At 65.5% G+C, this 26269-nt stretch carries 23 protein-coding genes and 1 pseudogene; 16 read left to right on the forward strand and 8 right to left on the reverse strand.

Annotated features, from left to right (window positions below; translation table 11 throughout):
* The first annotated feature begins 157 nt into the window (after positions 1 to 157).
* The 6 genes and pseudogenes from KQ910_RS09160 to KQ910_RS09185 all read left to right on the forward strand — a co-directional run bounded on the left by KQ910_RS09160 (position 158) and on the right by KQ910_RS09185 (position 6755).
* Entirely contained in the window at positions 158 to 1288 is a 1131-nt protein-coding gene (locus KQ910_RS09160) for a type III PLP-dependent enzyme (RefSeq protein ID WP_216958578.1), read from the forward strand.
* 95 nt (positions 1289 to 1383) lie between these two features.
* The gene (locus KQ910_RS09165) at positions 1384 to 2826 is read left to right on the forward strand and encodes a homospermidine synthase (RefSeq protein WP_216958591.1); all 1443 of its coding nucleotides are present in this window, start codon (positions 1384 to 1386) and stop codon (positions 2824 to 2826) included.
* A gap of 410 nt (positions 2827 to 3236) precedes the next feature.
* Positions 3237 to 4913: an alpha-keto acid decarboxylase family protein gene (locus KQ910_RS09170; RefSeq protein ID WP_216958594.1), complete on the forward strand. Its 1677-nt coding sequence runs from the start codon at positions 3237 to 3239 to the stop codon at positions 4911 to 4913.
* Between the two features lie 139 nt (positions 4914 to 5052).
* Positions 5053 to 5718: a hypothetical protein gene (locus KQ910_RS09175; RefSeq protein WP_216958596.1), complete on the forward strand. Its 666-nt coding sequence runs from the start codon at positions 5053 to 5055 to the stop codon at positions 5716 to 5718.
* Positions 5719 to 5747: 29 nt separating this feature from the next.
* Positions 5748 to 5930, forward strand: a pseudogene (locus KQ910_RS09180) (homospermidine synthase); the annotation flags it as partial.
* A 96-nt stretch (positions 5931 to 6026) separates the two neighbouring features.
* Positions 6027 to 6755, forward strand: coding sequence for an SURF1 family protein (locus tag KQ910_RS09185; RefSeq protein ID WP_439653319.1), 729 nt, complete (start codon positions 6027 to 6029; stop codon positions 6753 to 6755).
* Between the two features lie 48 nt (positions 6756 to 6803).
* Here KQ910_RS09185 and KQ910_RS09190 read toward each other — a convergent pair whose 3' ends face one another.
* Positions 6804 to 7637 carry a hypothetical protein gene (locus tag KQ910_RS09190; protein ID WP_216958598.1) on the reverse strand — a complete coding sequence of 278 codons (834 nt, stop codon included), beginning with the start codon at positions 7635 to 7637 and terminating at the stop codon, positions 6804 to 6806.
* On the opposite strand from KQ910_RS09190, the gene KQ910_RS09195 reads away from it, so the two are divergent.
* Entirely contained in the window at positions 7636 to 8361 is a 726-nt protein-coding gene (locus KQ910_RS09195; protein ID WP_216958600.1) for a hypothetical protein, read from the forward strand. The genes KQ910_RS09190 and KQ910_RS09195 overlap by 2 nt on opposite strands.
* Positions 8362 to 8373: 12 nt before the next feature.
* Here the strand turns inward: KQ910_RS09195 and KQ910_RS09200 are convergent, their stop codons facing one another.
* The 4 genes from KQ910_RS09200 to KQ910_RS09215 form a co-directional block, all read right to left on the reverse strand.
* Entirely contained in the window at positions 8374 to 9426 is a 1053-nt protein-coding gene (locus KQ910_RS09200) for a TonB family protein (RefSeq protein ID WP_216958602.1), read from the reverse strand.
* A gap of 201 nt (positions 9427 to 9627) precedes the next feature.
* Positions 9628 to 10695: a 50S ribosomal protein L11 methyltransferase gene (locus tag KQ910_RS09205; protein ID WP_216958603.1), complete on the reverse strand. Its 1068-nt coding sequence runs from the start codon at positions 10693 to 10695 to the stop codon at positions 9628 to 9630.
* Positions 10679 to 12097 carry a sodium:proton antiporter gene (locus tag KQ910_RS09210; protein WP_216958605.1) on the reverse strand — a complete coding sequence of 473 codons (1419 nt, stop codon included), beginning with the start codon at positions 12095 to 12097 and terminating at the stop codon, positions 10679 to 10681. Before KQ910_RS09210 ends, KQ910_RS09205 begins: the two co-directional genes overlap by 17 nt.
* Positions 12097 to 12861, reverse strand: a complete 765-nt coding sequence (locus KQ910_RS09215; RefSeq protein WP_216958607.1) for an SDR family oxidoreductase — start codon at positions 12859 to 12861, stop codon at positions 12097 to 12099. Before KQ910_RS09215 ends, KQ910_RS09210 begins: the two co-directional genes overlap by 1 nt.
* A gap of 68 nt (positions 12862 to 12929) precedes the next feature.
* Between KQ910_RS09215 and KQ910_RS09220 the strand changes: the two genes are divergently transcribed.
* The 6 genes from KQ910_RS09220 (at position 12930) to KQ910_RS09245 (ending at position 18830) form a co-directional block, all read left to right on the forward strand.
* Positions 12930 to 13622: a glycerophosphodiester phosphodiesterase family protein gene (locus tag KQ910_RS09220; RefSeq protein WP_216958609.1), complete on the forward strand. Its 693-nt coding sequence runs from the start codon at positions 12930 to 12932 to the stop codon at positions 13620 to 13622.
* 132 nt (positions 13623 to 13754) lie between these two features.
* Positions 13755 to 15074, forward strand: coding sequence for a sn-glycerol-3-phosphate ABC transporter substrate-binding protein UgpB (gene ugpB, locus KQ910_RS09225; protein ID WP_216958610.1), 1320 nt, complete (start codon positions 13755 to 13757; stop codon positions 15072 to 15074).
* A gap of 152 nt (positions 15075 to 15226) precedes the next feature.
* Complete coding sequence (gene ugpA / locus KQ910_RS09230) at positions 15227 to 16108, forward strand: sn-glycerol-3-phosphate ABC transporter permease UgpA (RefSeq protein ID WP_216958613.1); 882 nt, start codon at positions 15227 to 15229, stop codon at positions 16106 to 16108.
* Between the two features lie 13 nt (positions 16109 to 16121).
* The gene (ugpE, locus tag KQ910_RS09235) at positions 16122 to 16970 is read left to right on the forward strand and encodes a sn-glycerol-3-phosphate ABC transporter permease UgpE (RefSeq protein ID WP_216958615.1); all 849 of its coding nucleotides are present in this window, start codon (positions 16122 to 16124) and stop codon (positions 16968 to 16970) included.
* Between the two features lie 4 nt (positions 16971 to 16974).
* On the forward strand, positions 16975 to 18066 hold the full coding sequence (locus KQ910_RS09240) for a sn-glycerol-3-phosphate import ATP-binding protein UgpC (RefSeq protein WP_216958618.1): 1092 nt from the start codon (positions 16975 to 16977) through the stop codon (positions 18064 to 18066).
* Positions 18063 to 18830 carry a fumarylacetoacetate hydrolase family protein gene (locus KQ910_RS09245; protein WP_216958621.1) on the forward strand — a complete coding sequence of 256 codons (768 nt, stop codon included), beginning with the start codon at positions 18063 to 18065 and terminating at the stop codon, positions 18828 to 18830. The genes KQ910_RS09240 and KQ910_RS09245 overlap by 4 nt, the downstream gene beginning before the upstream one ends.
* A gap of 186 nt (positions 18831 to 19016) precedes the next feature.
* On the opposite strand, the gene KQ910_RS09250 is transcribed toward KQ910_RS09245, so the two are convergent.
* Entirely contained in the window at positions 19017 to 20123 is a 1107-nt protein-coding gene (locus KQ910_RS09250) for an SGNH/GDSL hydrolase family protein (protein WP_216958622.1), read from the reverse strand.
* 90 nt (positions 20124 to 20213) lie between these two features.
* On the opposite strand from KQ910_RS09250, the gene KQ910_RS09255 reads away from it, so the two are divergent.
* Positions 20214 to 21044, forward strand: a complete 831-nt coding sequence (locus tag KQ910_RS09255; protein ID WP_216958625.1) for a sterol desaturase family protein — start codon at positions 20214 to 20216, stop codon at positions 21042 to 21044.
* 118 nt (positions 21045 to 21162) lie between these two features.
* Positions 21163 to 22494 (forward strand): hypothetical protein, encoded by a 1332-nt coding sequence (locus KQ910_RS09260; protein ID WP_216958628.1) that lies wholly within the window; start codon positions 21163 to 21165, stop codon positions 22492 to 22494.
* Here the strand turns inward: KQ910_RS09260 and KQ910_RS09265 are convergent.
* On the reverse strand, positions 22473 to 23447 hold the full coding sequence (locus tag KQ910_RS09265; protein WP_229600361.1) for an HAD family hydrolase: 975 nt from the start codon (positions 23445 to 23447) through the stop codon (positions 22473 to 22475). The genes KQ910_RS09260 and KQ910_RS09265 overlap by 22 nt on opposite strands.
* 52 nt (positions 23448 to 23499) lie before the next feature.
* The gene (locus tag KQ910_RS09270; protein ID WP_216958633.1) at positions 23500 to 24966 is read right to left on the reverse strand and encodes a DUF2252 domain-containing protein; all 1467 of its coding nucleotides are present in this window, start codon (positions 24964 to 24966) and stop codon (positions 23500 to 23502) included.
* Between the two features lie 154 nt (positions 24967 to 25120).
* Between KQ910_RS09270 and KQ910_RS09275 the strand changes: the two genes are divergently transcribed.
* Positions 25121 to 26197, forward strand: coding sequence for a PLP-dependent cysteine synthase family protein (locus KQ910_RS09275; protein ID WP_216958636.1), 1077 nt, complete (start codon positions 25121 to 25123; stop codon positions 26195 to 26197).
* Positions 26198 to 26269: the final 72 nt, after the last annotated feature.

Genomic DNA, 26269 nt, shown 5'->3' on the forward strand with positions numbered 1-26269 from the left:
GCCCGACCCTCGCTCGGGCCTCCTTCCTCGCTCAGCCGCATAAACGGATTTTAGCTCAGTCGAGTATCGGCTGACGTATCGCGCCACGTCTGGCGCCGTACGTCGTAGTTCGATCCCTTTCCGACAGACTGACTATCCTACGGGGAACCCCCCAGCGATGACCGAGCGTATTTTCCGTTACCTCCGCGAGCAGCAGCCCGAGACGCCGTGCCTGGTGATCGACCTCGACGTGGTCGAAGGCAACTTCCGGCGCATGCGCGAGCTGCTGCCGACGGCGCACATCTTCTATGCCGTGAAGGCGAACCCGGCCGCACAGGTGCTGGCTCGCCTGGCCACGGCCGGCTCCAAGTTCGACACGGCGAGCCGCGGCGAGATCGAGATGATCCAGGCGACCGGCGTCTCGATGGACCGCGTCTCCTTCGGCAACACGATCAAGAAGGAAAAGGACATCGCCTGGGCCTACCAGCAGGGCGTGCGCCTGTTCGCCTTCGACAGCGAGGCGGAGCTGCAGAAGCTCGCCCGCGTGGCGCCGGGCGCCCGCGTATTCTGCCGCGTGCTGGTCGATTGCGGCGGCGCCGAGTGGCCGCTCAGCAAGAAGTTCGGCTGCGCGCCGGAGATGGCCAAGGACCTGCTGCGCAAGGCCAAGGACTGGGGCCTCGATGCCTACGGCATCTCCTTCCATGTCGGCAGCCAGCAGACCGACCTCGACCAGTGGGACAAGGCGCTGGCCCAGGTCTCGCAGATGTTCTTCGCGCTCGCCGAAGAGGGCGTGGACCTGCGCATGGTCAACCTGGGCGGCGGCTTCCCCGCACGTTACCGGGCGGAAGTGAGCGGCATCGACGCCTATTGCGAGGCGGTGACCCGCGCGCTGGTGCGCCACTTCGGCAACCGCATGCCCGAGGTCATCATCGAGCCGGGTCGCTCCATGGTGGGCGACGCCGGCGTGATCCAGAGCGAGGTCGTGCTGGTCTCGCGCAAGGCGGCGGGCGACCGCAAGCGTTGGGTCTACCTCGACATCGGCAAGTTCTCCGGCCTGGCCGAGACGATGGACGAGAGCATCAAGTACCGGCTGCGCACGTCGGGCGAGGGCACGCGCATGGGTCCCGTGGTGCTCGCGGGTCCGACCTGCGACTCTGCCGACATCCTCTATGAGAAGACGGAGTACAAAATGCCTCTGTCCCTCAAGCCGGGCGACAAGGTCGAGATCCTCTCGACCGGCGCCTACACGACGACCTACTCCTCGGTCGCGTTCAACGGCTTCGCGCCGCTCAGGGCGGTCTGCATCTGAACTGACACAATTCGGGCGTACGGAACGACGGGGCCTTGAGAAAGGCCCCGTTGCTGTTTTTACTGACGGCTCGCGAAAGGAACGGGGACGCTGAAATGGCGAAAAAGACTGCTCGCAAGGCCTCCGCTAAAAAGTACCTCGATTTCCACGGCCGCATGGTCATGGTGGGCTTCGGCTCGATCGGCCAGGGCGTGCTGCCGCTGATCCTGCGCCACATCAACATCAAGCCCGAACAGATCACCATCATCACCGACGACATGCGCGGCGGCGAGAAGGAGGCCGAGCGCTTCGGTATCGAGTTCGTCGAGAAGCGCCTCACCGAATCGAACCTGCGCTCGACCCTGGACAACCGGCTGGGCCAGGGCGACTTCCTGGTCAACCTCTCGGTCGAGGTCGCCTCGACGGCGCTGATCGAGCTCTGCCAGAAGAAGGGCGTCCTCTACCTCGACACCTGCATCGAGCCGTGGCCGGGTGGCTACTCCGACCCCAACCTCTCGGTCTCGCGGCGCTCGAACTATGCGCTGCGGGACACGATGCTGAAGCTGAAGTCGCGCCACAAGGGCGGGACGACGGCCGTGGTCGCGCACGGCGCCAACCCGGGACTGGTCTCGCACTTCGCCAAGCAGGCGCTGGTAAACCTGGCACGCGACACCGGCGTGAAGACGGCTGTGCCGACCACGCGCGAGGGCTGGGGCAAGCTCGCCCAGCGCCTGGGCGTGAAGGTGATCCACATCGCCGAGCGCGACACGCAGGTCTCGCCCAAGCCGAAGGAAGTGGGCGAGTTCGTCAACACCTGGTCGATCGACGGCTTCGTCTCCGAGGGCGGCCAGCCCGCCGAGATGGGCTGGGGCACGCATGAGAAGACGCTGCCGCCCGACGGCAAGCGCCACACGTTCGGCTGCGATGCGGCGATCTACCTGAACCGTCCGGGCCTGCTCACCCAGGTGCGCACCTGGACTCCCATCGAGGGGCCGTTCCACGGCTACATCATCACGCACAACGAATCGATCTCGATCGCCGACTACCTGACCGTGCACGACGGCAAGAAAGCGGTCTATCGCCCGACCGTGCACTACGCCTATCACCCGTGCGACCAGGCGATCATGTCGATGCATGAACTGGCGGGAAAGAACCTGAAGCAGCAGAAGCGCCAGCGCCTGATCGTCGACGAGGTGACGTCGGGCCGCGACGAGCTCGGCGTGCTGCTGATGGGCCACAAGAAGGGCGCCTACTGGTACGGCTCGCAGATCGACATCGACGAAGCGCGCAAGCTCGTGCCCTACAACAACGCGACCTCGATCCAGGTCGTGGCGCCGGTGCTCTCGGGCATCATCTGGGCGCTGGAGAACCCCAACGAGGGCATCGTCGAGGCCGACGAGATGGACTTCCAGCGCAACCTCGAGATCTGCATGCCCTATCTCGGCCCGGTCGTCGGCAAGTACAGCGACTGGACCCCGCTGCAGGGCCGCGGCGAACTCTTCCCCGAGGACCTCGACAAATCCGATCCCTGGCAGTTCAAAAACTTCCGGGTGGTTTGATCAGTCATTGCTTTATTGGTCGTTTCCACATGGGAACGAACGACGCGTAGGGTTTGCCTGAGTTTGGGATGCGCAAGCTGGCCCGAAGCCTTCTCGCCGCCGTATGCTTCGTTGCTGCTGTTACATGGTGGACTTCGTGAGGCTCGGCGCTAGCTGGTTGGGCCAGCACGACGGTGCGCAGAGTTCGCTTGGGTTGGAGATGCGAGTCATACCGGCTCGCGCCCGCGCAGAATGCGACCGTATCGGGGTATTGGCGGCTTTCTCTTTTTACGTCGTAGAGATACAAGATCGCCAATATTCTCGGGGCCTGCCAAAGCCTCGAACCCGCGAGTTTGCGTACGTATCAGCATAGTTGATTCTGTGTTGAGACATGCTGATCGAAGCCCGTCAATCGCACTTGGGAGTTTGAAATGACGCAGCCAACCGTTGCTCAGTATGCGCTCGCGCGCCTCGCACAGCTCGGCATAGATCGCATTTTTGGCGTTCCAGGCGACTATGCGTTCGCGATTGACGATGCTGCGGAACAAGTGCCGGGCCTCAGCTGGGTAGCTTGTGCAAACGAGCTGAATGCGTCCTACGCTGCCGACGGCTATGCCCGAGTGCGGGGGGCGGCCATGCTGTCGACGACCTACGGGGTCGGGGAGCTGTCGGCCATCAATGGTGTAATGGGGTGTAAAGCGCACCGAGTTCCCGTATTTCACCTTGTCGGGATGCCGAGTGAACGCATCCAGCGGCTCGGCTTGGTGACCCACCACAACCTTGGCGATACCGTCTACGATCGATTCCAGGCCATCTCCGGTGCGGCATGCTGCGTGAGTGCGGTGCTGGATCCCGACAACTGCATCGACGAGATGGAACGGGTGATCCGCGAAGCTTTGCGCCAGAGCATGCCTGCTTACATCGTGATTTCGGAAGTGCACGGCGGCATGCCGGTTGTCGGCCAGCCCGTAAAGGGGAAGCCTCTCGCCGAGATCAAGCGCCAGCGCAGTGTTGACGTCGAGCTCGACGCTGCCGTCGAAACCATCCTGTCGCGTCTCGCGGCGGCACGTAAGCCCGTCGCGGTCGTCACGGCCCTCGTGGCACGTTACGGCCTGCGGGATCAAGCCATGGAGTTCATTCGCAAATCGAACCTTCCGGTCGTCATCATGCCGAACGACAAGGGAACCATCGACGAGGCGATGCAGCAGTATAGCGGCCTCTACGCGGGCGGATGGTCGAGCTCGCAGGAGGTTTGCGATTTCGTGCGCGACGCGGACCTGCTGCTCGATATCGGCGGCATGGTTCTCACGGAGTTGAATACCGGGCTGTGGACGGACATGCCGAACGCGGATCGGGTGATCTCCATCCAGGACAACTGGGTCAAAGCCGGAAGCAAGGTCTTCCTGAATGCGGCGATCGATGACGTTCTGGCTGTGCTCGTCAAGAAAGTGCCGACGCGAAAAGAGAGTGGCGCCCTGAACGTGGAAAAGTTCCCGCTGGCGGGAGCTGCAAGTGACAAGCTCTCCTCCACGTCCTTCTATCCGCGCCTGCAGCGGCGTCTCCGTAAAGGGGACACGGTCGTCGTCGAAACCGGAACCTGTATGACGCATCTCAACAAGATGCTGCTCCCGGAAGGCGTGACCGCCGAGGGGCAGGGCCTATGGGGTTCGATTGGCTGGGGAACGCCGGCCTGCCTTGGCGTGGCGATGGGCAAGCAGTCAGGGCGCACCTGGCTCGTGACCGGCGATGGCTCGCACCAACTGACGCTGAACGAAATCGGCGTCATGGGGCGCTATGGAATCAAGCCGGTCATTTTCGTGCTCAACAATGGCATCTACGGCGTCGAGGACGTAATCAGCGAGCGAGGCCATGCCTATGACGATCTCGCGCCGGTGAACTACCACCTGTTGCCCCAGGCCTTCGGATGCAAGGGCTGGTTGATCGCGAAGGTCGAAACCGTGGCCGATTTGGATGCGGTGCTTGAGAAGATCGAGTCGCATCCGGGCGCCTGCTATGTCGAAGTGATGATCCCGAACGAGGAGAGCCAACCCCTTCCGGGTTCGGTGATCGACAGTGGCTACAAGCTCCGGACACCCAAAGCCGGTTAACGCCAGAGGATCGCGAAGAGAATTCTCGCTGTTCTTGGTTCGAGAATGAGAAGCTGTCTGGATCGTCGTCCAGACGGGCCCGGATGAAGGGTGTGAGCATCATCCTGGCGAAGTATACAAGGAGAGAGCCGCCTTTCGAATGGCGCTGGCGTTCGGCCGGGATTTATTGAGCAACCCAAAGCGTGGCAAAGCCTCTCGTTCAGCTGGCTTTTCAACTTCAAGTGTTTGCGAGGAGACGCTCGTAATGTTGCCTGAGGAATCGTTGGTCGAGATACTACGGACGACGAGCCTCGGCCTCGTCGGCCTGATTGCCATTCTGGGACTGAATGCATTCTCTATTCGCCGCATATCGCTGCGCTTCGAGCTGGCCAGTCGTCGGAACCTGGTCAATCACAAATACAATAGGGTGTTCGCAAATTTCTTCGTTTCCGTGGTGCTTCTCGCACTGGTGCAGTTGGGAGCGATTGTGATCTGGGCAATCCTGTTGCAGCTGTTCGATGTGGTTGGCTCGCCAACAAGGGCTCTCCTGTTTGCGGGAAGTTGTTACACGACCATCGGCATTCTTTCTGATATCGCTTCGGAAGGGTGGAAGTTGCTGGCGGTGTTCATTGCGATCTCGGGCATCTTCTCCTTCGCCCTGAGTACGGCCACCGTGCTCAACATGACGCCGCTGTATCGTCGCGCCTGGTTTGCCAAGCATGCCAAGAGGATCGCAATGGTCATGGCGGCCAGTAAGATCACCCTGACCGAGTCAGACGACGACAAGCAGTTGCAAATCGCGCTTCGTCATGCAGCAGAAAGATGAAGACATTGCAGGTCGTGGCGCCGGTGCTCTCGGGCATCGTCGAGGCCGACGAGATGGACTTCCAGCGCAACCTCGAGATCTGCATGCCCTATCTCGGCCCAGTCGTCGGCAAGTACAGCGACTGGACCCCGCTGCAGGGCCGCGGCGAACTCTTCCCCGAGGACCTCGACAAATCCGACCCGTGGCAGTTCAAGAACTTCCCGGTGGTGTGAGAGGCAGAGCGAACCCGGGAGAAATCCTCCGGACGCGTCCGGTCGGTCACAAGCGCCGCCGCCGATGATCCCCATCCGTGACTCGAGCCCGTTGCCTTGAGGGCCGGTCCGCTTCGCTCGTGGTTCGGCCGGGGCATCCTCGTCGTGCTGGCGCTCGGGGGAATGGCGGGCTTCGCGGCGCTGGGCGTGTGGCAGCTCGAGCGTCGTGCCTGGAAGCTGGAACTGATCGACCGGGTCGAGCGGCGCATCCACGCCGAGCCAGCGCCGGTGCCCGGGCCCGAGGCGTGGCCGTCCGTCGATGCGGCCGGGTACGCCTATCATCGGGTCCGCCTCTCGGGCCGGTATCTGCACGACAGCGAGACTCTCGTGCAGGCCGTGACCGAACTCGGCGCCGGCTACTGGGTGCTGACGCCGATGGTCACGCTGCAAGGCACGACGGTTCTCGTCAATCGCGGCTTCGTCGCCGGCGACCGCCGCGATCCCGGCGGGTCCGCGGCCGGCAATCCCGCGCAAGAAACCCAGGTGACGGGGCTGCTGCGCATCACCGAACCCGGCGGCGGATTCCTGCGCCGCAACGATCCCGCGGCGGGACGCTGGTACTCGCGCGACGTCACGGCCATCGCGGCGGCCCGCGGGCTGGCCGATGTCGCGCCGTACTTCGTCGATGCCGACGCATCGTCCGACGCGCCGGGCGGTCCCCGGGGCGGACTGACGGTCGTCGCGTTCACCAATCATCACCTGATCTACGCGCTGACCTGGTTCGTCCTGGCGATCATGGCGGGCGGCGCGGGCCTGTTCATGCTGCTTCCCGAAAGGCGTCGGTGAAGGCTCGATGCGCCTTGTATCGCGGGCGACGCTGACGCGGCCTGGCCGTCAGCGAAACCGGACGGGAAGCTGGATGACGACACCGGCGAAGACCTGGAAAGCCGCCACGCCCGGGCCATTCTGGATCACCGAATATTGCGGCTCGACGAAGGTGTTGAGGCTGGCGCCATTGGGAAGCTCGAACACGCGTCCCAGTCCCAGCCCGACCGGCACCACGGCGTTCTTGCCGAGGGCGAACGACGCGATCCCCGTCGAGCGCAGATAGAACCGGTCGGGAAGGTTGAAGAACAGCAGCGGCTGTGCCGTCACGGTCTGCAGGCTGCCGTCGAGGGTCTGCTGCCACGAGGCGAGGATCGTCGTCAGGCCCCACGAATGGGGCGCGCTCACGACCGCCTCCACGCCGGCCTGCCATTTCCCGGTGCCGAGAGCGGGAGAACTCGCCGTCGGCACGACCAGCAGCGGGCCGATGCCCGTCTTCACGGTGCCGAAATAGTGGACGGCCAGGTTGAAGATCGTGAAGTCGCCCACGCCGTTCACCGCCCTCTCCGGATCCCACGAGCTGGCCACCACGGGCATCGACGCGCGCATCATCTGGTCGACGCCGAACGAGGCGTGCGGCAGGACGAAGCGGAAGTATCCCTGGTCGGCCCCGCTCGCCGGCCGATCCGTGAGCACGGGCTGGGCGTAGTTGTGGAACTCGAACGCCATCTTGGGCGTCAGCGGATCGTTCGAGGTGTTCTGCAGGTTTTCCACGCTCGCTTGCGCCATGGCTTGCGTCGCGACCAGGAACAGGCTGAGCTTCGCCAGCAGGAAAGCCCAGGTCCGGATCAGCCCGGACCTCGCGCGGCAGGCGGAAGACGAGCAGAGGAGCATGCCTGGCATGATCGCATCATTCGAACACCAGTTCATCTTCATCAAGACCCGGAAGACCGCCGGCACGGCCATCGAACTGGTGCTCAGCAGCCTCTGCGGCGCGGCCGACATCATCACGCCGATCCATCCCGACGACGAGAAGATCCGCCAGGCGCACGGCTGGAGGGGGCCGCAGAATTTCCGCATCGGGCCCGGACCGGCGAACGCCCCCGAGGGCATCCTCGATCGCGGCGACGAGGCGGACTACCGGGAGATGATGAAGGGGCGGCACGCGGACAACGAATACTACAACCACATGCCGGCAAGCCTGGCGCGCCGGATGCTCGGCGAGGCGTTCTGGCGGAAGGCCCACAAGTGGACGATCGAACGGCACCCCTACGAGAAGGCGGTCTCGCAGGCCTACTTCAAGATGTGGTTCATGGGGCGGCCCGCCGGCGACTTCCAGCCGGTCCTAGAGGACCTGATCGCAAACGAAGAGATCGACAATCGCGATCTCTACACGATCGACGGCAAGATCGCCCTCGACGAGATCATCCGGCAGGAGGACCTGCCCGGGTCGTTCCAGGCCGTGCTGGCGAAGTCCGGGCTGCGGTTCGACGGCCCGCTGCCGCGGGCGAAGACGGTGCAGCGCGCCGACCGCCGGCCTGCGGCGGAAATCCTGAACGACCGGCAGAAGAAGGCGATCTACGAATCGTGCCGCGAGACGTTCGAGCTGATGGGATACGAGCGGTGAGCCCGTCCCTGGCTAACGCCGGATCGAAACCAGCGGCAGGTCGAAGGGGGCGCTGGCGCCCTTGATGTTGTCCGGCAGCGGCGTGTAGGGCGCGCCGGCGCGCACGCCGGCCAGCACGCCGTTGTCGAACTCCGGTTCGCCGCTCGAACTGATGACGGTCGCGTCGAGCAGGCGCCCGTCGCGGGCGATGACGATCCGCACGACGGTCACGCCCTGACGCTTCTGGGTGTTCGACTGGTAGCGGAAGCCCACGATCTTGCGCAGGACCTGGGCCAGGTAATTGTCCGCGACGCGGGCGCGCGCATAGGCGTCCGCGGGATTGACGAAGGTGTGCTGCGAGGGCGGCTCGGCCGTGGATCCGGACGGCGGCCGCTTCGCCGGCGCGGTCGACAGCGGCGACGGCTTCAGCTCGGGCTTCGGTGCCGGCGGCGGCGGTCGCGGCGGCGTTGCGAGCGCCTGCTGCTGCGGCATCGGCTTGGGCGTCGGCTCGGGTTCGGCCTGCTTCGGCGGCTGGGGCTGCGGCGCGGGCGGCGGTGGCGGCGTCGGGGCCTTCTTCAGCCCCTGCTCGGTCGGGGGCTCCGGCGGGGGCTTGTCGGCCGGCGCCGGCTGGGGCGCCGGGGTCGGCACAGGCGGCGGCTGGACCCGCGCCTCGACCGGCGGCGTCGGCTGCGTAGGTGTCGGCGGGGGCGCCGCGACTTCCGGCTCCGGCCGGAGCATCGTCTCTTCCTTGCTCTCCGGCGGCGGCGGTGGCGCCAACGCTTCCTTCGACACCTGGTCGGTGGGCGGCACCTGGGTCGGCTTGTCCGCCGTGACGGGCGCCGGCGGGCGGATGACCGGGAAGTTGGGCGGCAGGGTCTGCGGAAGCGGGACCTGCTGCGGCTGTGCCGCGGGCGGCTGGGGTTGCGGAGGCGGCGGCGGCGGTTCGGGCGGCTTCGGCTCCTCGAAGGTGACGTTGATCGCCTCCTCGACCGGCGGCGTCGGAGGCTTCTGTTGCGACAGCCACCACAACACCGCGACCACGAGCACATGCAGCAGGATCGCCAGCGCGAGCGCGACGGGCGACATGCGGCTTGAACGTTGGAAGGAGGCGCTTACGGCGTGGGCCACGGGGCGTTCTACAGCTTTTCGCCGGAGACTTGGCTCCCCGACTCGAAGGACGCCGGGAAGGGGAAGGAGGAGGAACGCAGTCTAGAGCAAAAGCAGCGCCTCTTCTTGTCCGCTATCCCCTTGAGATCACGGATGAATTTCTGTGGAATTCGCGCGGCCCTACGCGACCCACATCCACAGTGCGGTCCTGTCGCGGGCTCCCTGCACGGTCAGCGTTTCGCCCGGCCGCATCTCGAGGGGGGCGGGCAGGGGCTGGAACATCACGCCCCAGCATGAGGAAGCCCCCGGAGAGGGTCTGTTCTCGTAGACCCCGTCGGCATCCATGCGAAGCCAGATCCACTGGACGATGCCGTTCACGGCACCGCCCGAGCTGGTCAGCGCGACAGACGCCCGATGGTTGTCGAAGGGTCCGCCGGACCCGAAGTCGAAGGCGAAGAGATCGGCGGGCTCGCTCCTGAGTTCGAGCGTCTCGTTGCCGGCCGCGAGATCGATCCGCCCGTCGAAGACATTCATCGGTGACAGATCGAACCCCTGGACCGACGCGAGTTGCCGCTTGGCGAGTTTGCCGTAGTACGCCAGGGCGATGCGGACGGCGCCATGCGAGGGAATGATCGTGGCATCCGGCCGCGTCAGTCGGCCGACGGCGTCTTCCATGCATCCCAGGACGTCTTCGCCCAGCAGGTCGTTGGTGACGATCTCCGAGACAAGGATGTCGGCGGGCTCGGCCAGGTCGGCGCCGACCGCGAGCTGACGGGAATGCTTGCCGACGATGCTGATGCGATCGGCGTAGCCGTTGTGCTCGACGATTTCGGCCGCCACGCCGGCCATGGCCCTGTTCATCTCGCAGCTTACGACCGTGGTGGCGCCGGCGCGTGCGGCCATCATCGCGAGGAGGCCCGAGCCTGCGCCGATGTCGAGGACCCGCGAGCCGGCGCGCACGGCTCGTCGCAGCGCCGCATCGTAGGCAGCGTTCCGGACCTCGTCGGCCAGGATCGCGCGGTGCCATTCCGGCACGCTTCGACTGAGGACGAGCTTCACGATCCGTTCGACTTCGGGATCGTCGGGTGCGAGTTCACGGGCCCTGTTCGCGAGATCGACGGCACGCTGCATCTCGCCGCCGGAGAGCAGCAGCTTCGCCAGCTGCGCCATGCGGGCCGGTTCCGTGGCGAGACGCTCGGCGATCTCCGGGGCCGAGAGGTGCTTCAGCAGTTCAGCGGAAGAAGACAAAGGTCAGCACCACGAAGAGCGGCAGGAGGATGGCACTGGACCAGGCCATGTAGCCGAAGAAGCTCGGCATGCGGATGCCGGCTTCCTCGACGACCGCCTTGACCATGAAGTTGGGCGCATTGCCGATATAGCTGTTGGCGCCCATGAACACCGCCCCGCAGGAAATCGCCGCCAGCGTGCTGGCGAGGGCGCCCATCAGCACCCCGGCATCGCCGCCCGCCAGGTTGAAGAAGACGAGATAGGTTGGCGCATTGTCGAGGAAGCTGGAGAGGATGCCCGTCAGCCAGAAGTACCAGATGTCGTTGGGTTGCCCGTCGGGGTTCGTCACCAGCGCCACCAGCGGCGCCAGCGCCCCGTCTTTGCCGGCCTTGAGGATGGCGATCGCCGGCGCGATGGTGATGAAGATGCCGGCGAACAGCTTGGCGACTTCCAGCATGGGGCCCCAGCTGAAACCGTTGTCGCTGCGGGACTTCCGCGAGGTCAGGCGCAGCGACAGGAAGCAGATCGCCACCAGGGCCAGGTCGCGCAGGACGTTCTGCAATTCGAGCGTGACGTGAAAGACCGTGAAATGGATGTCGGGATTCCAGGTCCCGCTTGTCAGCACGGCGCCCACGATCATCGCAAGCAGGATAATGTTGATGCCACCCTCGATCCGCACCGGCGTTTCCGGGGTGGGGTCGCGTCGGGGTCGGCCTTCCTTGCGGTACCAGTAGCTGTCGATCGCGTAAAACAGCGCCAGAAGCACGATGGCGCAGACCAGCATCTCGCTGAACAGATGAGTCGTCGTCCAGAAAAAGCTGACGCCTTTCAGGAAGCCGAGGAACAGCGGCGGATCGCCGAGCGGCGTCAGCGCGCCGCCGATGTTCGACACCAGGAAGATGAAGAACACGAAGACGTGGATCTTGTGCCGCCGGTCGTCGTTGGCGCGGATCATCGGACGGATCAGCAGCATCGAGGCGCCGGTCGTGCCCATCCAGCCCGCGAGCACGGTCCCGATCGCCAGCAGGGCCGTGTTCATCGACGGCGAGCCGTGCAGGTTGCCCTTGATGTGGATGCCGCCGGTCACGGTGAACAGCGCCAGCAGCAGCACGATGAAGGGAATGTAGTCGAGCAGCAGCAGGTGGATGATCTCGTAGACGGCGCTGGGCACGCCATGGATCATGGCGAAGGGAATGACGATCAGGGCCGCCCAGACTGCGGACACCTTGCCGAAATGGTGATGCCAGAAGCTCGGCGCCGCCAGCGGCAGGATGGCGATCGACAGCAGGATTCCGACGAACGGGATCAGCCAGGTGAGACCGAGATGGCGTCCGTCGATCGCCGGCGCATCGGTGCCGGCCGCGAATGCCGGCAGTGCGAGGCCGAGCGTCAGTGCGCCGGCAAGGAGATCGCGAATCTTCATCAGACCATGTAGGTTGCTGTGACGCCGCCGTCGACGGTGAGCGTGTGTCCGTTGACGTAGCTCGCGGCAGGGGAGGCGAGGAAGATCGCGGCGCCCGCGATCTCGGAGGGATCGGCCCAGCGCCTGGCCGGACAACGCAGGCGCATGCGTTCCCCGGCGGTCGAGGCGATCAGCGCCTCGTTGGTCTCGGTGGCGAAGAAGCCCGGGGAGATCGTGTTCGAGGTGATGCCCTTGTCGCCGAGCTCGGCCGCGAGGGCGCGGGCCAGGCCGGCAAGTCCCGCCTTGGCCGCGATGTAGGACGAGGCGCCGGGCGCCGCGAGTGTGGCGGCGATCGACGTCACGAGGATCAGCCTGCCCCAGCCCCGGTCGACCATGCCCGGTACGACCAGCCGGATCAGCGCCTGTCCGGCCGACAGGTCGGTGTCGACCAGCCGGGCGAAATCGTTGGTGTCGATCTGGGAGAAGGGACGGCGGTCCCGCTCGCCGACGTTGTGGATCAGGATGTCGATGGGGCCGGCGCCGGCGAGTGCCAGTTGCATGGCCGTGCGGTCGGCCATCTCGAACACAACGCCGTCGGTTGCCCGCCCGGCCGCCCGCAGTTCGGCCAGCCGCGGCGCCAGGCGCGCGTGCGAGCGGCCGTGCAGCAGCACGCGGGCGCCGGCCTCGGCCAGTCCCTTGGCCATTTCCCAGCCCAGGCCGCGGGCCGAGCCGGTGACGAGCGCGGTACGGCCATCCAGTCGGAACTTGTCGGGAAAAGTGGTCATGCGGATCGGGCGGGACAGGGAGTGGACATTCGGCTATTGCGACAGCCGAGTTAGCTTCGGATTCCCAAATGCTGCAACTGCCTAAAGTCGTCGGTCATCGCGGGGCCATGGCCTATGCGCCGGAAAATACGCTGGATTCCTTCCGCGAGGCTCATCGCCGGGGGGCCACCTGGGTCGAGATCGACGTCAAGCTGACGAAGGAGGGCGTGCCCATCGTCATGCACGATTCGTCGCTCAAGCGGACGACCGGGGTCGACCGGCTCGCCTCGGAGATGACCGCGGCGGAATTGCCGCCGTCGGTGCCGACCTTCGAGCAGGCGATCGCCTGCTTTGCCGAATTGGGCCTCGGCTGCAACGTCGAGATCAAGCCGTGCGAGGGCCGCGAGGCCGAGACGGCGCGCGTCACGGTCGCGACCCTTCGCAAGCTGTGGCCGGCAAAGCTGCCGGCGCCGCTCCTGTCGAGCTTCAGGGACGCCTCGCTCGCCGCCGCCCGCGAGACGGCGCCCGAGTTCGCGCGCGCCCTGCTGATCGACGAGGTGAAGGACGACTGGCAGGTCCGGGCCGAGGCGGTGTCGGCGGTCGGCATCAACACCAACGGAAAGCGGCTGACCGCCGTGCGGGCGGTCGAGATCCGCAAGGCCGGCTACCTGCTCAGCGTCTACACGATCAACGACGGGGACGTGGCGCGTGCGCTTGTCGGCATGGGCGTGCAGTGCGTCATCAGCGACGCGCCGGACGTGATCCTGGCCGCCCTCGCCTAGGTCCGACCATTTGGGGGTTGCGCTCGGTGCGCAGTCTTGGTGTTCTGTCATCAGACTGAAACAAATAAGACACACGGCAGTCTTGCCGCCCGCCGATACAACGGCGGAGTTTCATCGGGAGGTTTGTTCGATATGACACGGATTCTGCTTTCGTCCGTCGCGGCTGCGGCGGTTCTGGTAAGCGCACAGGGAGCCCTGGCGCAGACCGAAATCCAGTTCTGGCACGCCATGGGCGGCAATCTGGGCGATACGGTCAACGCACTGGCCGACGGCTTCAACAAGTCCCAGACCGAGTACAAGGTGAACCCGGTCTACAAGGGCTCCTATACCGAGACCCTGACGGCGGCGATCGCGGCTTTCCGCGCCAAGCAGGCGCCGCACATCGTGCAGGTGTTCGAGGTCGGCACCGCGAACATGATGGCCGCCAAGGGCGCCGTCTATCCGGTCTACCAGCTCATGGCCGACGCCAAGGAGCCGTTCGACCCCAAGGCCTATATCGGCCCGGTCTATGGCTATTACTCCACACCGGACGGCAAGCTGCTGTCGATGCCGTTCAACTCCTCGACGCCGGTGCTCTACTGGAACAAGGAGCTGCTGCAGAAGGCGGGTCTCGACCCGAACAAGCCGCCGAAGACCTGGCCGGAGCTGGGCGAGATGGCGAAGAAGGCCGTTGCGGCCGGCGCCAAGTGCGGCTTCACCCCGCAGTGGCAGACCTGGACGATGATCGAGAACTACGGCGCCTGGCACAACCTGCCCTACGCGACCAAGGACAACGGCTTCGGCGGCACCGACATCGAGCTGAAGTTCAACGACGCTCCGCGCGTCAAGTTCATCCAGATGCTGGCCGACTGGGGCAAGGACAAGACCTTCGTCTATGGCGGCCGCGAGGGTAAGTCGACGGCGCTGTTCACCGCCGGCGACTGCGTCTTCCACATCGCCTCGTCGGGCTCTGCGGCGGGTATCGAGAAGGCGCTGGGCGGTGCGTCCAAGTTCGGCATCGGCATGATGCCCTACTCGCCCGACGTTGCGCCCAAGCCGCAGAACTCGATCATCGGCGGCGCCACCCTGTGGGTGCTGCAGGGCCGTCCGGCGGCCGAATACAAGGGCGTCGCCAAGTTCATGAACTATCTCGCCAGCACCCCGGTGCAGGCGAAGTGGCATCAGGAGACGGGTTACGTGCCGATCACGACCGCCGCCGCCGAAGCGACTGAAAAGGAAGGCTTCTACAAGAAGTTTCCGGGTCGCGAGGTGGCCGTCCAGGAGCTGACGCTCAATCCGCCGACGGCCAACTCGAAGGGCCTGCGCATCGGCAACTTCGTGCAGATCCGCGACATCGTCGACGGCGAGCTCGAGAACGTGTGGTCGGGCAAGAAGGACGCCAAGACCGCGCTCGACGACGCCGTGAAGGCGGGCAACGAGCAGCTCAAGCGCTTCGAAGCGGCCAACAAGTAGGGTTGGCCTTGTCTGTGAACTTCTTCATGTTCCTCTCCCCCGTCAGGGGGAGAGGTTAGGTGAGGGGGGTACAGGAAGTGCGTCGCCCCCTCACCCAGCCTCTCCCCCTAGCGGGGGAGAGGAGATTTGAAAGCGGGGCGCGTCTCTGAGCCATGGAAAAGCGCGTCACCTTCAACGAGCGTTGGCTGCCCTACCTTCTGGTGGGACCGCAGATCCTCATCACGCTGGTCTTCTTCTTCTGGCCGTCCGGCCAGGCGATCTACCAGTCGGTGCTGATCGAGGACGCCTTCGGCGGCAACACCAAGTTCGTCTTCCTCGACAACTTCATCCACCTCTTCAACGATCCGGGCTACTACCACTCCGCGCGGCTGACCATCGTGTTCAGCTTCCTGGTCGCTGCCATCGGGCTCGCGCTCTCGTTGCTGCTGGCGGTGATGGCGGACCGGGTCGTCCGCGGCGCCAGCGGCTACAAGGCCTTTCTCGTCTGGCCCTATGCGGTGGCGCCGGCCGTCGCCGGCGTCCTGTGGGGGTTCCTGTTCAATCCCTCGGTCGGCATCGTCGCCTGGATGCTCCAGGGCATCGGCATCGAATTCAACTACGTGATCAACGGCAACCAGGCGCTCCTGCTGGTGGTCATCGCCGCGGTGTGGAACCAGATCAGCTACAATTTCCTGTTCTTCCTGGCCGGGCTGCAGTCGATCCCGAAGTCGCTGATCGAGGCAGCGGCGATCGATGGCGCGGGCCCCGGCCGGCGCTTCTGGGACATCATCTTCCCGCTGCTGTCGCCGGTCGGCTTCTTCCTTCTCGTCGTCAACATCATCTATGCCTTCTTCGGCACCTTCGGCGTCGTCGATTCGCTGACCAAGGGCGGACCGGGCAAGTCCACGGAAATCCTGGTGTTCAAGGTCTTCAACGACGGCTTCCGCGGCCAGGATCTCGGCGGTTCCTCGGCGCAGTCGGTGATCCTGATGGTCGTGGTCATCGCGCTCACTTTCGTGCAGTTCCGCTTCATCGAGCGTCGGGTGCACTACTGATGCCCATACTCACATGGTAGAGAACCGGCCCTTCCTCACGATGCTGAGCCACTTCATCGTCCTTGTCGGCCTGGCGGTCATCGCCTTTCCGGTGTGGATGACCTTCGTCGCCTCGACGCACAGCCAGCAGACCATGCTGCAGTCGCCGATCCCGCTGCTGCCCGGCCCCCATCTGATCGAGAACTACACAAAGGTCCTGACCGAGGGCTATGGCCGGGTCGGCAGCACGCCCGTGATGATGACGCTGACCAACAGCCTGATCATGGCGCTGGGCGTGGCCATCGGGAAGATCGCCATCTCCATCATCTCGGCCTTCGCCATCGTCTATTTCCGTTTCCCCGGCCGGATGTATTTCTTCTGGGCGATCTTCGTCACCCTCATGCTGCCCGTTGAAGTGCGCATCGTGCCGACCTATGGGGTCGTCGCCTCGCTCGGCATGCTCGATTCCTATTCGGGCCTCATCATTCCGCTGATCGCCTCGGCAACGGCGACGTTCCTGTTCCGCCAGTTCTTCCTGAGCGTGCCGGACGAGCTTACCGAGGCCGCGCGAGTCGACGGGGCCTCGCCCATGCGCTTCTTCTGGGACATCCTGCTGCCGATGAGCCGGACCTCGATCGCGGCGCTGTTCGTGATCCAGTTCATCTACGGCTGGAACCAGTATCTCTGGCCGCTGCTGATCACGACCAAGGAAAGTTATTACACCGTGGTCATGACCGTCTCGCGGCAGGCCAACGTGGTCGATTCGGTGCCGAGCTGGAACCTGCTGATGGCCATGGCGATGCTCGCCATGCTGCCGCCGGTCCTGGTGGTCGTATTCATGCAGCGCCAGTTCGTGCGCGGCCTTGTCGAGACGGAGAAGTAGGGCCATGGCGCAAGTCCACCTGCGCGGCGTGAGGAAGAGCTACGACAAGCTCGAGGTCATCCACGGCGTCGACATCGAGGTCGCCGATGGCGAGTTCATCGTCATCGTCGGCCCCTCCGGCTGCGGCAAGTCCACCCTGCTGCGCATGGTGGCGGGCCTGGAGCGCATCACCGGCGGCACGATCGCCATCGGCGACCGCGTCGTGAACGAGCTGGAACCCAAGGATCGCGACATCGCGATGGTGTTCCAGAACTACGCGCTCTACCCGCATTTCAGCGTTTACGAGAACATGGCCTATGGCCTGAAGATCCGCGGCCTGTCCAAGGCCGAGATCGACCAGCGGGTGCAGAAGGCCGCGAAGATCCTCGAACTGGGAACTTTCCTGCAGAGAAGGCCGCGCCAGCTCTCGGGAGGCCAGCGCCAGCGCGTCGCCATGGGCCGCGCCATCGTGCGCGAACCGGCGGTCTTCCTGTTCGACGAGCCGCTCTCCAACCTCGACGCCAAGTTGCGTGTTCAGATGCGGCTCGAGATCAAGCGGCTTCAACGAGAACTGGACGTCACCTCGATCTACGTGACGCACGACCAGGTCGAGGCGATGACGCTCGCCGACCGACTGATCGTCATGAACGCCGGCGTCGCCGACCAGATCGGCACGCCGATGGACGTCTACGAGCGGCCGGCCTCTGTCTTCGTGGCGGGCTTCATCGGCTCGCCGGCGATGAACTTCCTGGCCGGCAAGGTCTCCGCGGGAAGCCGGGCCATCGAACTCGCCGGCACCGGCGCGGTGCATGTGACACTGCCGATCGCCCTTGCCACCACGGCCGCCGACGGCACGCCCGTCGCGGTCGGCATCCGGCCCGAGCACCTGCATCCGGCGGCGGACGGCCCTCTTGAGTTCGAGATCGAGCTGGCCGAGCCGCTGGGCGCCGACACGCTGCTGCACGGCCGGTTCGGCGAGGCGCGCGAGGTCGTCACGGTGCGGCAGGGCGGCCACGTCCTGGCGAAGCCTGGCGAGAAGCGCCGCTTCAAGGCCGGACCAGAGCATATCCACCTGTTCGACTCCCAGACCGGCAAGCGCATCGCCGACGCGACATGACGCTCCGGGCGCGCATCGAGCATGAAGGGCGTCCGCGCGTCGGCGTCCTCGACGGCGAAACGATTCGCCTCCACGAGGGCACGATCTTCGAGCCCGGCGCGGCGACCGGCGAAGAGGTCGCGGCAGCCGACGCACGCTGGCTGACGCCGACCGAGCCCACCAAGATGGTGGCGCTGTGGAACAACTTCCGGGCCGCCGCCGAGAAGAACGGCTGGGCGATCCCGGCCGAGCCGCTCACCTTCCTCAAGGCGCCGAACAGCTTCGCCGCGCACGGCCAGCCGATTCCGGTGCCGAAATCCTATGACGGCCGCGTCGCCTATGAGGGCGAGCTGGGCATCGTCATCGGCAAGGCCTGCTCCGGCGTGTCAGTGGAAGAGGCCGCTTCGCATATCCTTGGCTACACCTGCGTGAACGACGTCACGGCGATGGAACTGCTCAACCGCGACCCGTCGTTCGCGCAATGGACGCGGGCCAAGAACTTCGACGGGTTCGGGGTGTTCGGCCCGGTGGTCGCGACCGGCCTCGACCCGCAGTCGCTCACGGTGCGCACGCTGGTGAACGGACGCGAGCGGCAGAACTACCGGGTCGACGACATGATCTTCCCGCCCGCCGAGCTGGTCAGCCGCATCTCGCAGGACATGACGCTGGTGCCCGGCGACGTCATCGCCTGCGGCACGTCGCTCGGCGTGCTGCCGATGAAGGCCGGCACCGTCGTCGAGATCGCCATCGACGGCATCGGCACGCTGCGCAGCCAATACGGTTAGCGTCCTTCGGGACAAGATAGAATCACGTCGGGCTTCAACAACGGCCTCACCGCTGAGGAGCGGTCCGTAGGACCGCGTCTCGAAGGGTGGGCACACGCACCTCGCTTGTTGCCCATCCTTCGAGACGCCGTGCTTCGCACGGCTGCTCAGGGTGAGGTGAGTGGCTCAATTCGAGACGGAAAAACGCTAGTTCCCCGGCCCTGCGAGCGCGCGGCGCACGGCGGGGGCGAGCAGCCTGCCCGCGGCCGCGTGTCCCGCCGCGTTCCAGTGTCCGTCCTGGGGAAAATAGAGTGCCGCGCCGCCAAGCTCGCGCAGCGCGGCAGCCAACTCGACCGGCTCGGCGCCGTGACGCCGCAGCATCGTCGCGAACCGCGTGGCGGGCAGGGTGACGTCGATGCCGGGCGGCGGCGCCGAGCCCATCCAGCCCAGGTGGCTCCACTGCGTGCCGCCCACCTCCACGCTGGCGGGGATGAGGAAGGGCACGTAGGAGATGCCGGCCTGGCGCAGCAGGCGCGCGGTTTCGCCGATCAGCGCGTCGGTCTCGGCCCAGAGCGTTGCGTCGCGCGTCGAGTCGGGCCGCATATAGTCGACCCAGTCGGCCGCCCGTTCGCGCAGGTCGCGGTTCAGCACCGCACGGGCCACGAAGGCCACGAGCTGCGAGCCCAGCGGCGGCCGCTCCAGCCAGTCCGACCGGAACTTCAGCACGCCCTGCGGATCGACATGGATCTTGGGGTCCAGCACCGCCCGCAGGCTGCCGTCGGCGTTGCGTTCCAGCTGGTGGTTGAACAGCGACCGCACATGCATCCAGTAGAAGCCCTGCACGACCACCGCGGGCCGGTGCCGCTCGATCAGTTGCCGCATCAGGAGGAGCTGCTGGTCGAACGTGTACATCCAGTGGCCGGCGTTGACGGTGCGGACGCCGCCGAGCTGTTTGCCGATCAGGTCGGTGTAGCGCTCGGTCTCGCTGACACCCCAGCCGAAGGTGAAGGAATCGCCGATGAACAGCACTGTCGGCGCCGGGCCCGCCGGTATCGGCCCGCTGCGCAGGCCTTCGTCGTTGGTGCGGATACGCATCTCGAATTCCGGCGCCCGATAGCTGAGCTGCACGTCCGGCTTGTAGCGCCAGATCGTGACCGGGTCGGCGTGGCACATCGGGAGCTGGTCGTCCTGGTCGGTACGGTCGGCGCCCGCCAGCAGGCGCACGCCGAGTTCCGCGGCGCCCAGTACCAACGCGATGGCCACAAGGTTGAAGGCGAGAACCGCCGCCCAGCGTTTTGTCTTCGGCCCGGTCATGATGCCGGTCGATTATTCACGGTTGCCGTCCTCACATGCACTGCAAATGTGCGCCTTGGCGGGGATCGCCAAGGTCGATAAGACGGGGCGATGCTTGCGTTCATCGCCGACGCGTACTCGATGGCCTATGGGCTGGTGAACTCGCTGCTCATCCGGCTGATGTATCCGGCTGGCGCCTGCTTTCTCTATCTGTTGCCCGAGCTGCTGCTGCCGCGCACCCGCAATTCGCTACAGTCCTACCGGCGGGCCGCCACCTTCCTGGTGGTTGCGATCGCCATCAACACCGTCGTGCTCAAGGCCATGGAGGGCAGCGCTGGCTTCCTCGACGTGAAGCCGCTCGCCTTCCTCGACCTTCGGCCGCTCACGGAATCGGACTCCCTCCCGCTCAAGGTCGCGGGATGGCTGATCGCGGCGCTCGGCATCGCGATGGTCGGAAACGTCTTCTATTACTGGATGCATCGCGCGCAGCATCGTTTCGGCTGGATGTGGCGATTCCACAAGGTCCATCATTCCATCACCGAGATGAGCGCGACCGCGAGCTATCACCATGTCGCCGAGGACCTGTTCCAGTTCGCCGCCGTCACCATGCCCCTGTCGGTCCTGCTCGGCGTCGCCTCGGGGCCCGTGCCGTGGCTGGTCATCGTACTGGCCAACACGCATTCCTACTTCATCCACTCATCGGCCCGCCTGAACATCGGCCCGCTGCGTTACGTGGTCTGCGACAACCGCTTCCATCGCATCCATCACTCTCGCGAACCGCAGCATATCAACCACAACTTCGGCACCTCGACGCCGCTGTGGGACATGCTGTTCGGAACGGCCTATTTCCCGCGCGCCGATGAATGGCCGGCGGTCGGGCTCGACGATACTGCCGAGCCGCGCACCATCCGTGACTTCCTGTTGATGCCCTTCCGGCGTTGAGACGCCGCCCCATGGCGTCGACAGACAGGTTCCGATATCACACCCGGACCTGCCCGTTCCCGCGATGATAATGAGTGATCGAACCACAATACCGACCTTGAGCCGGCCCTGGCTGCGCGTGCTGCAGGCCCTCGGCCTCGTCGCCTGCATCGGTCTCGTGCTCTGGCCGCAGCTCGACTGGTCGTTCGAGGCGGCCACCCGATATCGCGGCGACGAAGCCTCGGACTGGAAGGCCACGAACGTCTGGCTGGAAAGCGCCGAGTGTGCCCGCGAGAGCGGAGCCTGGCTGGTGATCTGCGAGCAGGGCAGGCTGGTCCCGATTTCGGACCGGGCACTCGCGGACGATCCGGGCCATGCGCTGGTTCTGGCGCTCTGGGCGCTCGCGGCCGATCGCTCCATCCTCGTGATCGACGTTGCGCATCTGAACCTCGTCATCAATCTTGTCGGTCTGCTCCTGCTTGCGGGCCTTCTGATGGTGCTCGGATCGTACGTGTCTGCCGTCGTGCTGCTGCTCTTAGGTCCGTATGTCTTCCTCGAATGGTTCGGGACGTCACCCCACTGGGCGTTCATCGGGCTTACGGCCATGCAGCCGATCCTGCCCCTGGCGCTGATTGCGCGCTGGCGGCGCTGGGTGCCGCCTGTTGCGGGCACCGGCCTCATCCTTTTGGGCGTCCTTACCCTGGCTTTCGCTTCCCTCGTCCGGGAGGCCATCGCCCAGATGACACTCGTCGTTACCCTGGGCACCCTTGCCTGGATCGCAGTGGCTTCCCGGGCCGACAAGCGACGAGTCGCTGGCCTGCTCGTCCTTGCGCTGGTCACAGTGCTGGCATCGCAAGCGGCACGCCTGACGGTGGCTGTTCGAGACCGGATGCATCCCGTGGAGCCGGCGGAACTGGTGGCGACGCACGGCCTGGCGCACACGCTGTACATCGGTCTCGGCACGGTGCCGAACAAGTTCGGCATCCGGTATGACGATGCCGTGGGCCGGGAAGCCGCCGCGCGGGTGGCGCCTGATGTGAAGTATCTATCCAAGGATTACTTCCGGCTGATGTGGTCGCTCTACTTCGCGCGATGGGCAGACGACCCGATCGAAGTGATGCGCATCTACATGGAGAAATCCTGGTCGATCCTGAGGAACAGGATACCGGACTACTTTCCGCCGCCCTGGCTGTTCCTGCCGCTTGTCCTGATGGTTCATTTTGTTTCGAACGGCCGGGCTGCAAGTTGTGGCACGCCGGCGTGCGGCATGCGTCTCGCCATCAATCTGGTCTGTCTGTCGTTTGTCGGCCTGTTCTTCGTGCAGGCCGTCTTGGCCTATCCCACGCGATTCTATGCGGCGCCCATCGGAGCTTTCATGATCGTGATGCTGGGTGTCGCCCTCGAGAATCTCGCGCACTTCCTGTGGCGGCAGGGAGTGCCCGCGCTCCGTTACTTCAACTCGAACGGATAGATCACTTTCCAGTCGTTCTTCATGTCGACGATGGTCCAGCTGCGGCGCAGGGCCTCGTCCCAGGCCTTGTCGAGCTGACCGACCAGCGAGGGGCGGTCATAGGCATACTCGCGGACGGCGTCGGTATGGTGCACCAGGCCCATGAAACGGGCGCCGCTGCCGGCCGCCGTCCATTCCAGCATCTGCTGGTCGCCGTCGGAGTTGCCGAAGGCGAAGACAGGGCGACGGCCGATGTACTGGTTGATGCCCACGGCCTTGCCGGGGCCGTCGTCGATGAACATGACCTTCGGTTCCTTCATCAGGACGGGGCTGCCGTCCGGCCGAAGTTCGTACCGGGTGACGCCCGACGAGCCCACGACCTGTTCCGGCGGGATGCCGTAGACGCGTTCCGTCCAGGGCCGCATGAACTCGATGCCGCCGCCGGAGACGATGTACGTCTTGAACTGATGGGCCCGGAGCAGCGCCAGCAACTCGATCATCGGCTGATAGACGAGATCCGTATAGGGACGGTTGAAGCGGGGATGGCGCGCGGTGGCCAGCCAGTCGAGGACGGTCTTGGTGAAGGCCTCGGTGGTCAGCCCGCTATGGGTGGCCGCCATGATCTCGATGAAGCCCTTCTCGCCCAGCGCCGCCAGGGCGGCCCGGTCGTCCGCGAGCACGGATCTGAACGGCTCCTGCGTGCGCCATTCCGGATGGCGCGGCGCCAGGGCCTTCACGCGGTCGAGCGCGAAGGCGATCTGGAAATAGATGGGCTGCTCGGTCCACAGCGTGCCGTCGTTGTCGAAGCAGGCGATGCGCTCGGGAACCGGCACCCAGTCGCGCCCGCCGGACAGGGTCGTGCGCGCGATGAAGTCGAGGATCGCGCGTTTCGTCGGTCCGTCGTTCCATGAGGGCAGGAGGTCGCCCTGCGCGAAGCCCGGCCGTGCCGTTGCGGCAAGGCTCGTCGCGGCCATACCCAACAGTAAAGTCCGGCGTCTCATGAAAGCCCCCGAGGTTTTCGCCATTCTACTTCGTCAGTTTTTCGGAGGCGACACGGATGCGGCCACTGCGGCGTGCCTTGTCGAGTGCCTCGTGATCCCGCTCGGTCTGCCGCGCATAGGCCAGCGAAAACCGGGCGAGGGCGTCGTCGAGGGCGGTGCTGTTGCCGCAATAGCCCGCGATCGCGGCGGCATCGCCCGACTTCGCATGGGCCAGCGCCAGCGCCCAGCCGCACAGCGCACAGTATTCGCTGAAGGTTTTCACCCCCTTGGTGTTTCCTTCGACCATCTCGATCCCGCCTTTCATGTCGGCGAGCTGACGGACGTAGAAGTGCCGGTCGTTCAGCTGCCCCCAGCCGAGGAAGATGTCGGGCGATCCCTGGATCATGCGCTGGCCCACCACGACACGGCGTCCTTCGTTCTCGAAGGGCATCCGATAGTCGGAGTAGGCCGCCAGCACGGACGTCTGTGCCTGCTTCACCTGCAGGAACAGCGGATCGTCGCTGTCGTTGCCCATGAGCAGCACGACCCAGCAGCCGGTTCCGACACTCCCCACGCCGACGACCTTGCGCGCGACGTCGACGATGCGATAGCGCGACAGGAGGCGGCGACGGTCGTAGGTCAACGACTCCAGATATGAAGCGAGCATCGCATCCAGTGCCTGTTCGATGGGAATCCCGCCTTCGGTGTGGGTCTCGCGCACCACGAGAGGGATGGACTCGACGATACGATGCTCTCCATCGACCACTTCGGCGAGCTTGCCGAGGACCCGCTGGTGTCCCTTGCTGCGGGCCTTGCCGATCAGCTTCCGGGCATTCTTGCGGGCCGTGGGTGACAGGCTCGCCAGAACAGCGTGCTCGTCGATCCGGTCATACCAGGTGGCGAGGTGCCCCATCTCGGCATAGCGGGCCATCCGCACGCGGTAGGAACGCACGGTTTCCACCGCCGCCTCGGCCGCCTGGTGCTTGTCGCCGCCCATGAAGCGCACGGCGACGGCGGCACTGGCCGCCAGGCGCTTGAGGTCCCATTCCCAAGGGCCGGGAAACACCTCGTCGAAGTCGTTGATGGCGAAGACCAGGTCGCGCTCGGCGGAGCCGAAGACGCCGAAGTTGGCGACGTGCATGTCGCCGCAGGCGTTCACCTGCAGGCCGGTGGTGGGCGTGGTGGCGAGGTCGGAGGCCATCACGGCCGCCGAGCCGCGCAGGAAGGCGAAGGGCGAGGCCAGCATGCGTGCAAAGCGCACCGGCACGAGCTTCTGGGCACGGCTGAGATTCTGCGCCTCAAGGATGGCGACGGGGTCGGGCCGGTCGGCGTTCTTTCGAAACTGGGCGTGGCTCTCGCGCGGCACGGACTCGCGCAACCTCTTCCCGGCTGCCTTGCGTTCGGCCACGGATTGACGCGGCGCGGTGAAGCGGCCGAGGGTCTCGCCAGCGAACGCCGCGTTCGGGTGTTCAAGGGCCGGATCGCTCTTCGGTCGCTCGTGTGGCGTGGTCATTGTGGGCCTCCCAGGCAGCTTTGCGTAGCGCATGGGATACTAGTCTATCCTCGGATGCGCGAAGTACACGAGGTCGATACGGATTGCGTATGGATCGGGTATCGCGACCGGCCCGACCGGCCTAGAATTCCCGATCAACCAAGGAGAGACGGGGATGGACGCCAAAGTCAGGACCACCCGGGGGCGCGGCCGGCTCTACGACAGCGTGCTCGACACGATCGGCGACACGCCGTGCATCAGGATCAACGCGCTGGCCCCCAAGGGCGTCACCATCTACGTGAAGGCCGAGGCCTTCAACCCCGGCGGATCGGTCAAGGACCGTCTGGCCGTCAACATCATCGAGGCGGCCGAGCGCAACGGCACCTTGAAGCCCGGTCAGACCGTGGTCGAGGCGACCAGCGGCAATACCGGCATCGGCCTCGCCATGGTCTGCGCCCAGAAGGGCTATCCGCTGGTGGTCACCATGGCCGACAGCTTCTCGATCGAGCGGCGCAAGCTGATGCGCATGCTGGGCGCCAGGGTCGTGCTCACGCCGCGCGCCCAGAAGGGCTTCGGCATGTACCAGAAGGCCGTCGAACTCGCGAAGGCCAACGGCTGGTTCCTCGCGCACCAGTTCGAGACCGAGGCCAACGCCGAAATCCACGAGGCCACGACGGCGCGCGAGATCCTGGCCGACTTCAAGGGCCAGCGGCTCGACTATTTCGTGAGCGGCTATGGCACCGGCGGCACGGTGACGGGCGTGGCCCGCGTGCTGCGCAAGGAACGGCCGGAGACGAAGATCATCCTGACCGAGCCGGCCAACGCCCAGCTCCTCGGCAGCGGCAAGGCGCAGGAGCGCGGCGCCGACGGCTCACCCGCCGTAAGTCATCCGGCTTTCGAACCGCATCCCATCCAGGGTTGGACGCCGGACTTCATCCCGCTGGTCCTGCAGGAGTCGGTCGACCGCAAGTTCTACGATGAGCTTGTGCCGATCGCCGGTGCCGAGGGGATCAAATGCGCCAAGGCGCTGGCACAGAAGGAAGGCATCTTCACCGGCATCTCCGGCGGCTCCACCTTCGCCGTTTCCCTGCAGGTCGCTGCGAAGGCTGCGCCCGGCTCGGTCATCCTCTGCATGCTGCCCGACACCGGCGAACGCTATCTCACGACGCCGCTGTTCGACGGCATCATCGACGACATGGACGAGGCCGAGATCGCCATCTCGAAATCCACGCCCGGCTATCAGATGGGGTAGGGCGCCAGAAGAGAAGGATCCCTCGCTAGGCTCGGGATGACACCATTGTTGAAGTTGGCGCAGATGCGCCAA

It is taken from the genome of Reyranella humidisoli (genome assembly GCF_019039055.1).
GTDB classification, from domain to species: Bacteria; Pseudomonadota; Alphaproteobacteria; order Reyranellales; family Reyranellaceae; genus Reyranella; species Reyranella humidisoli.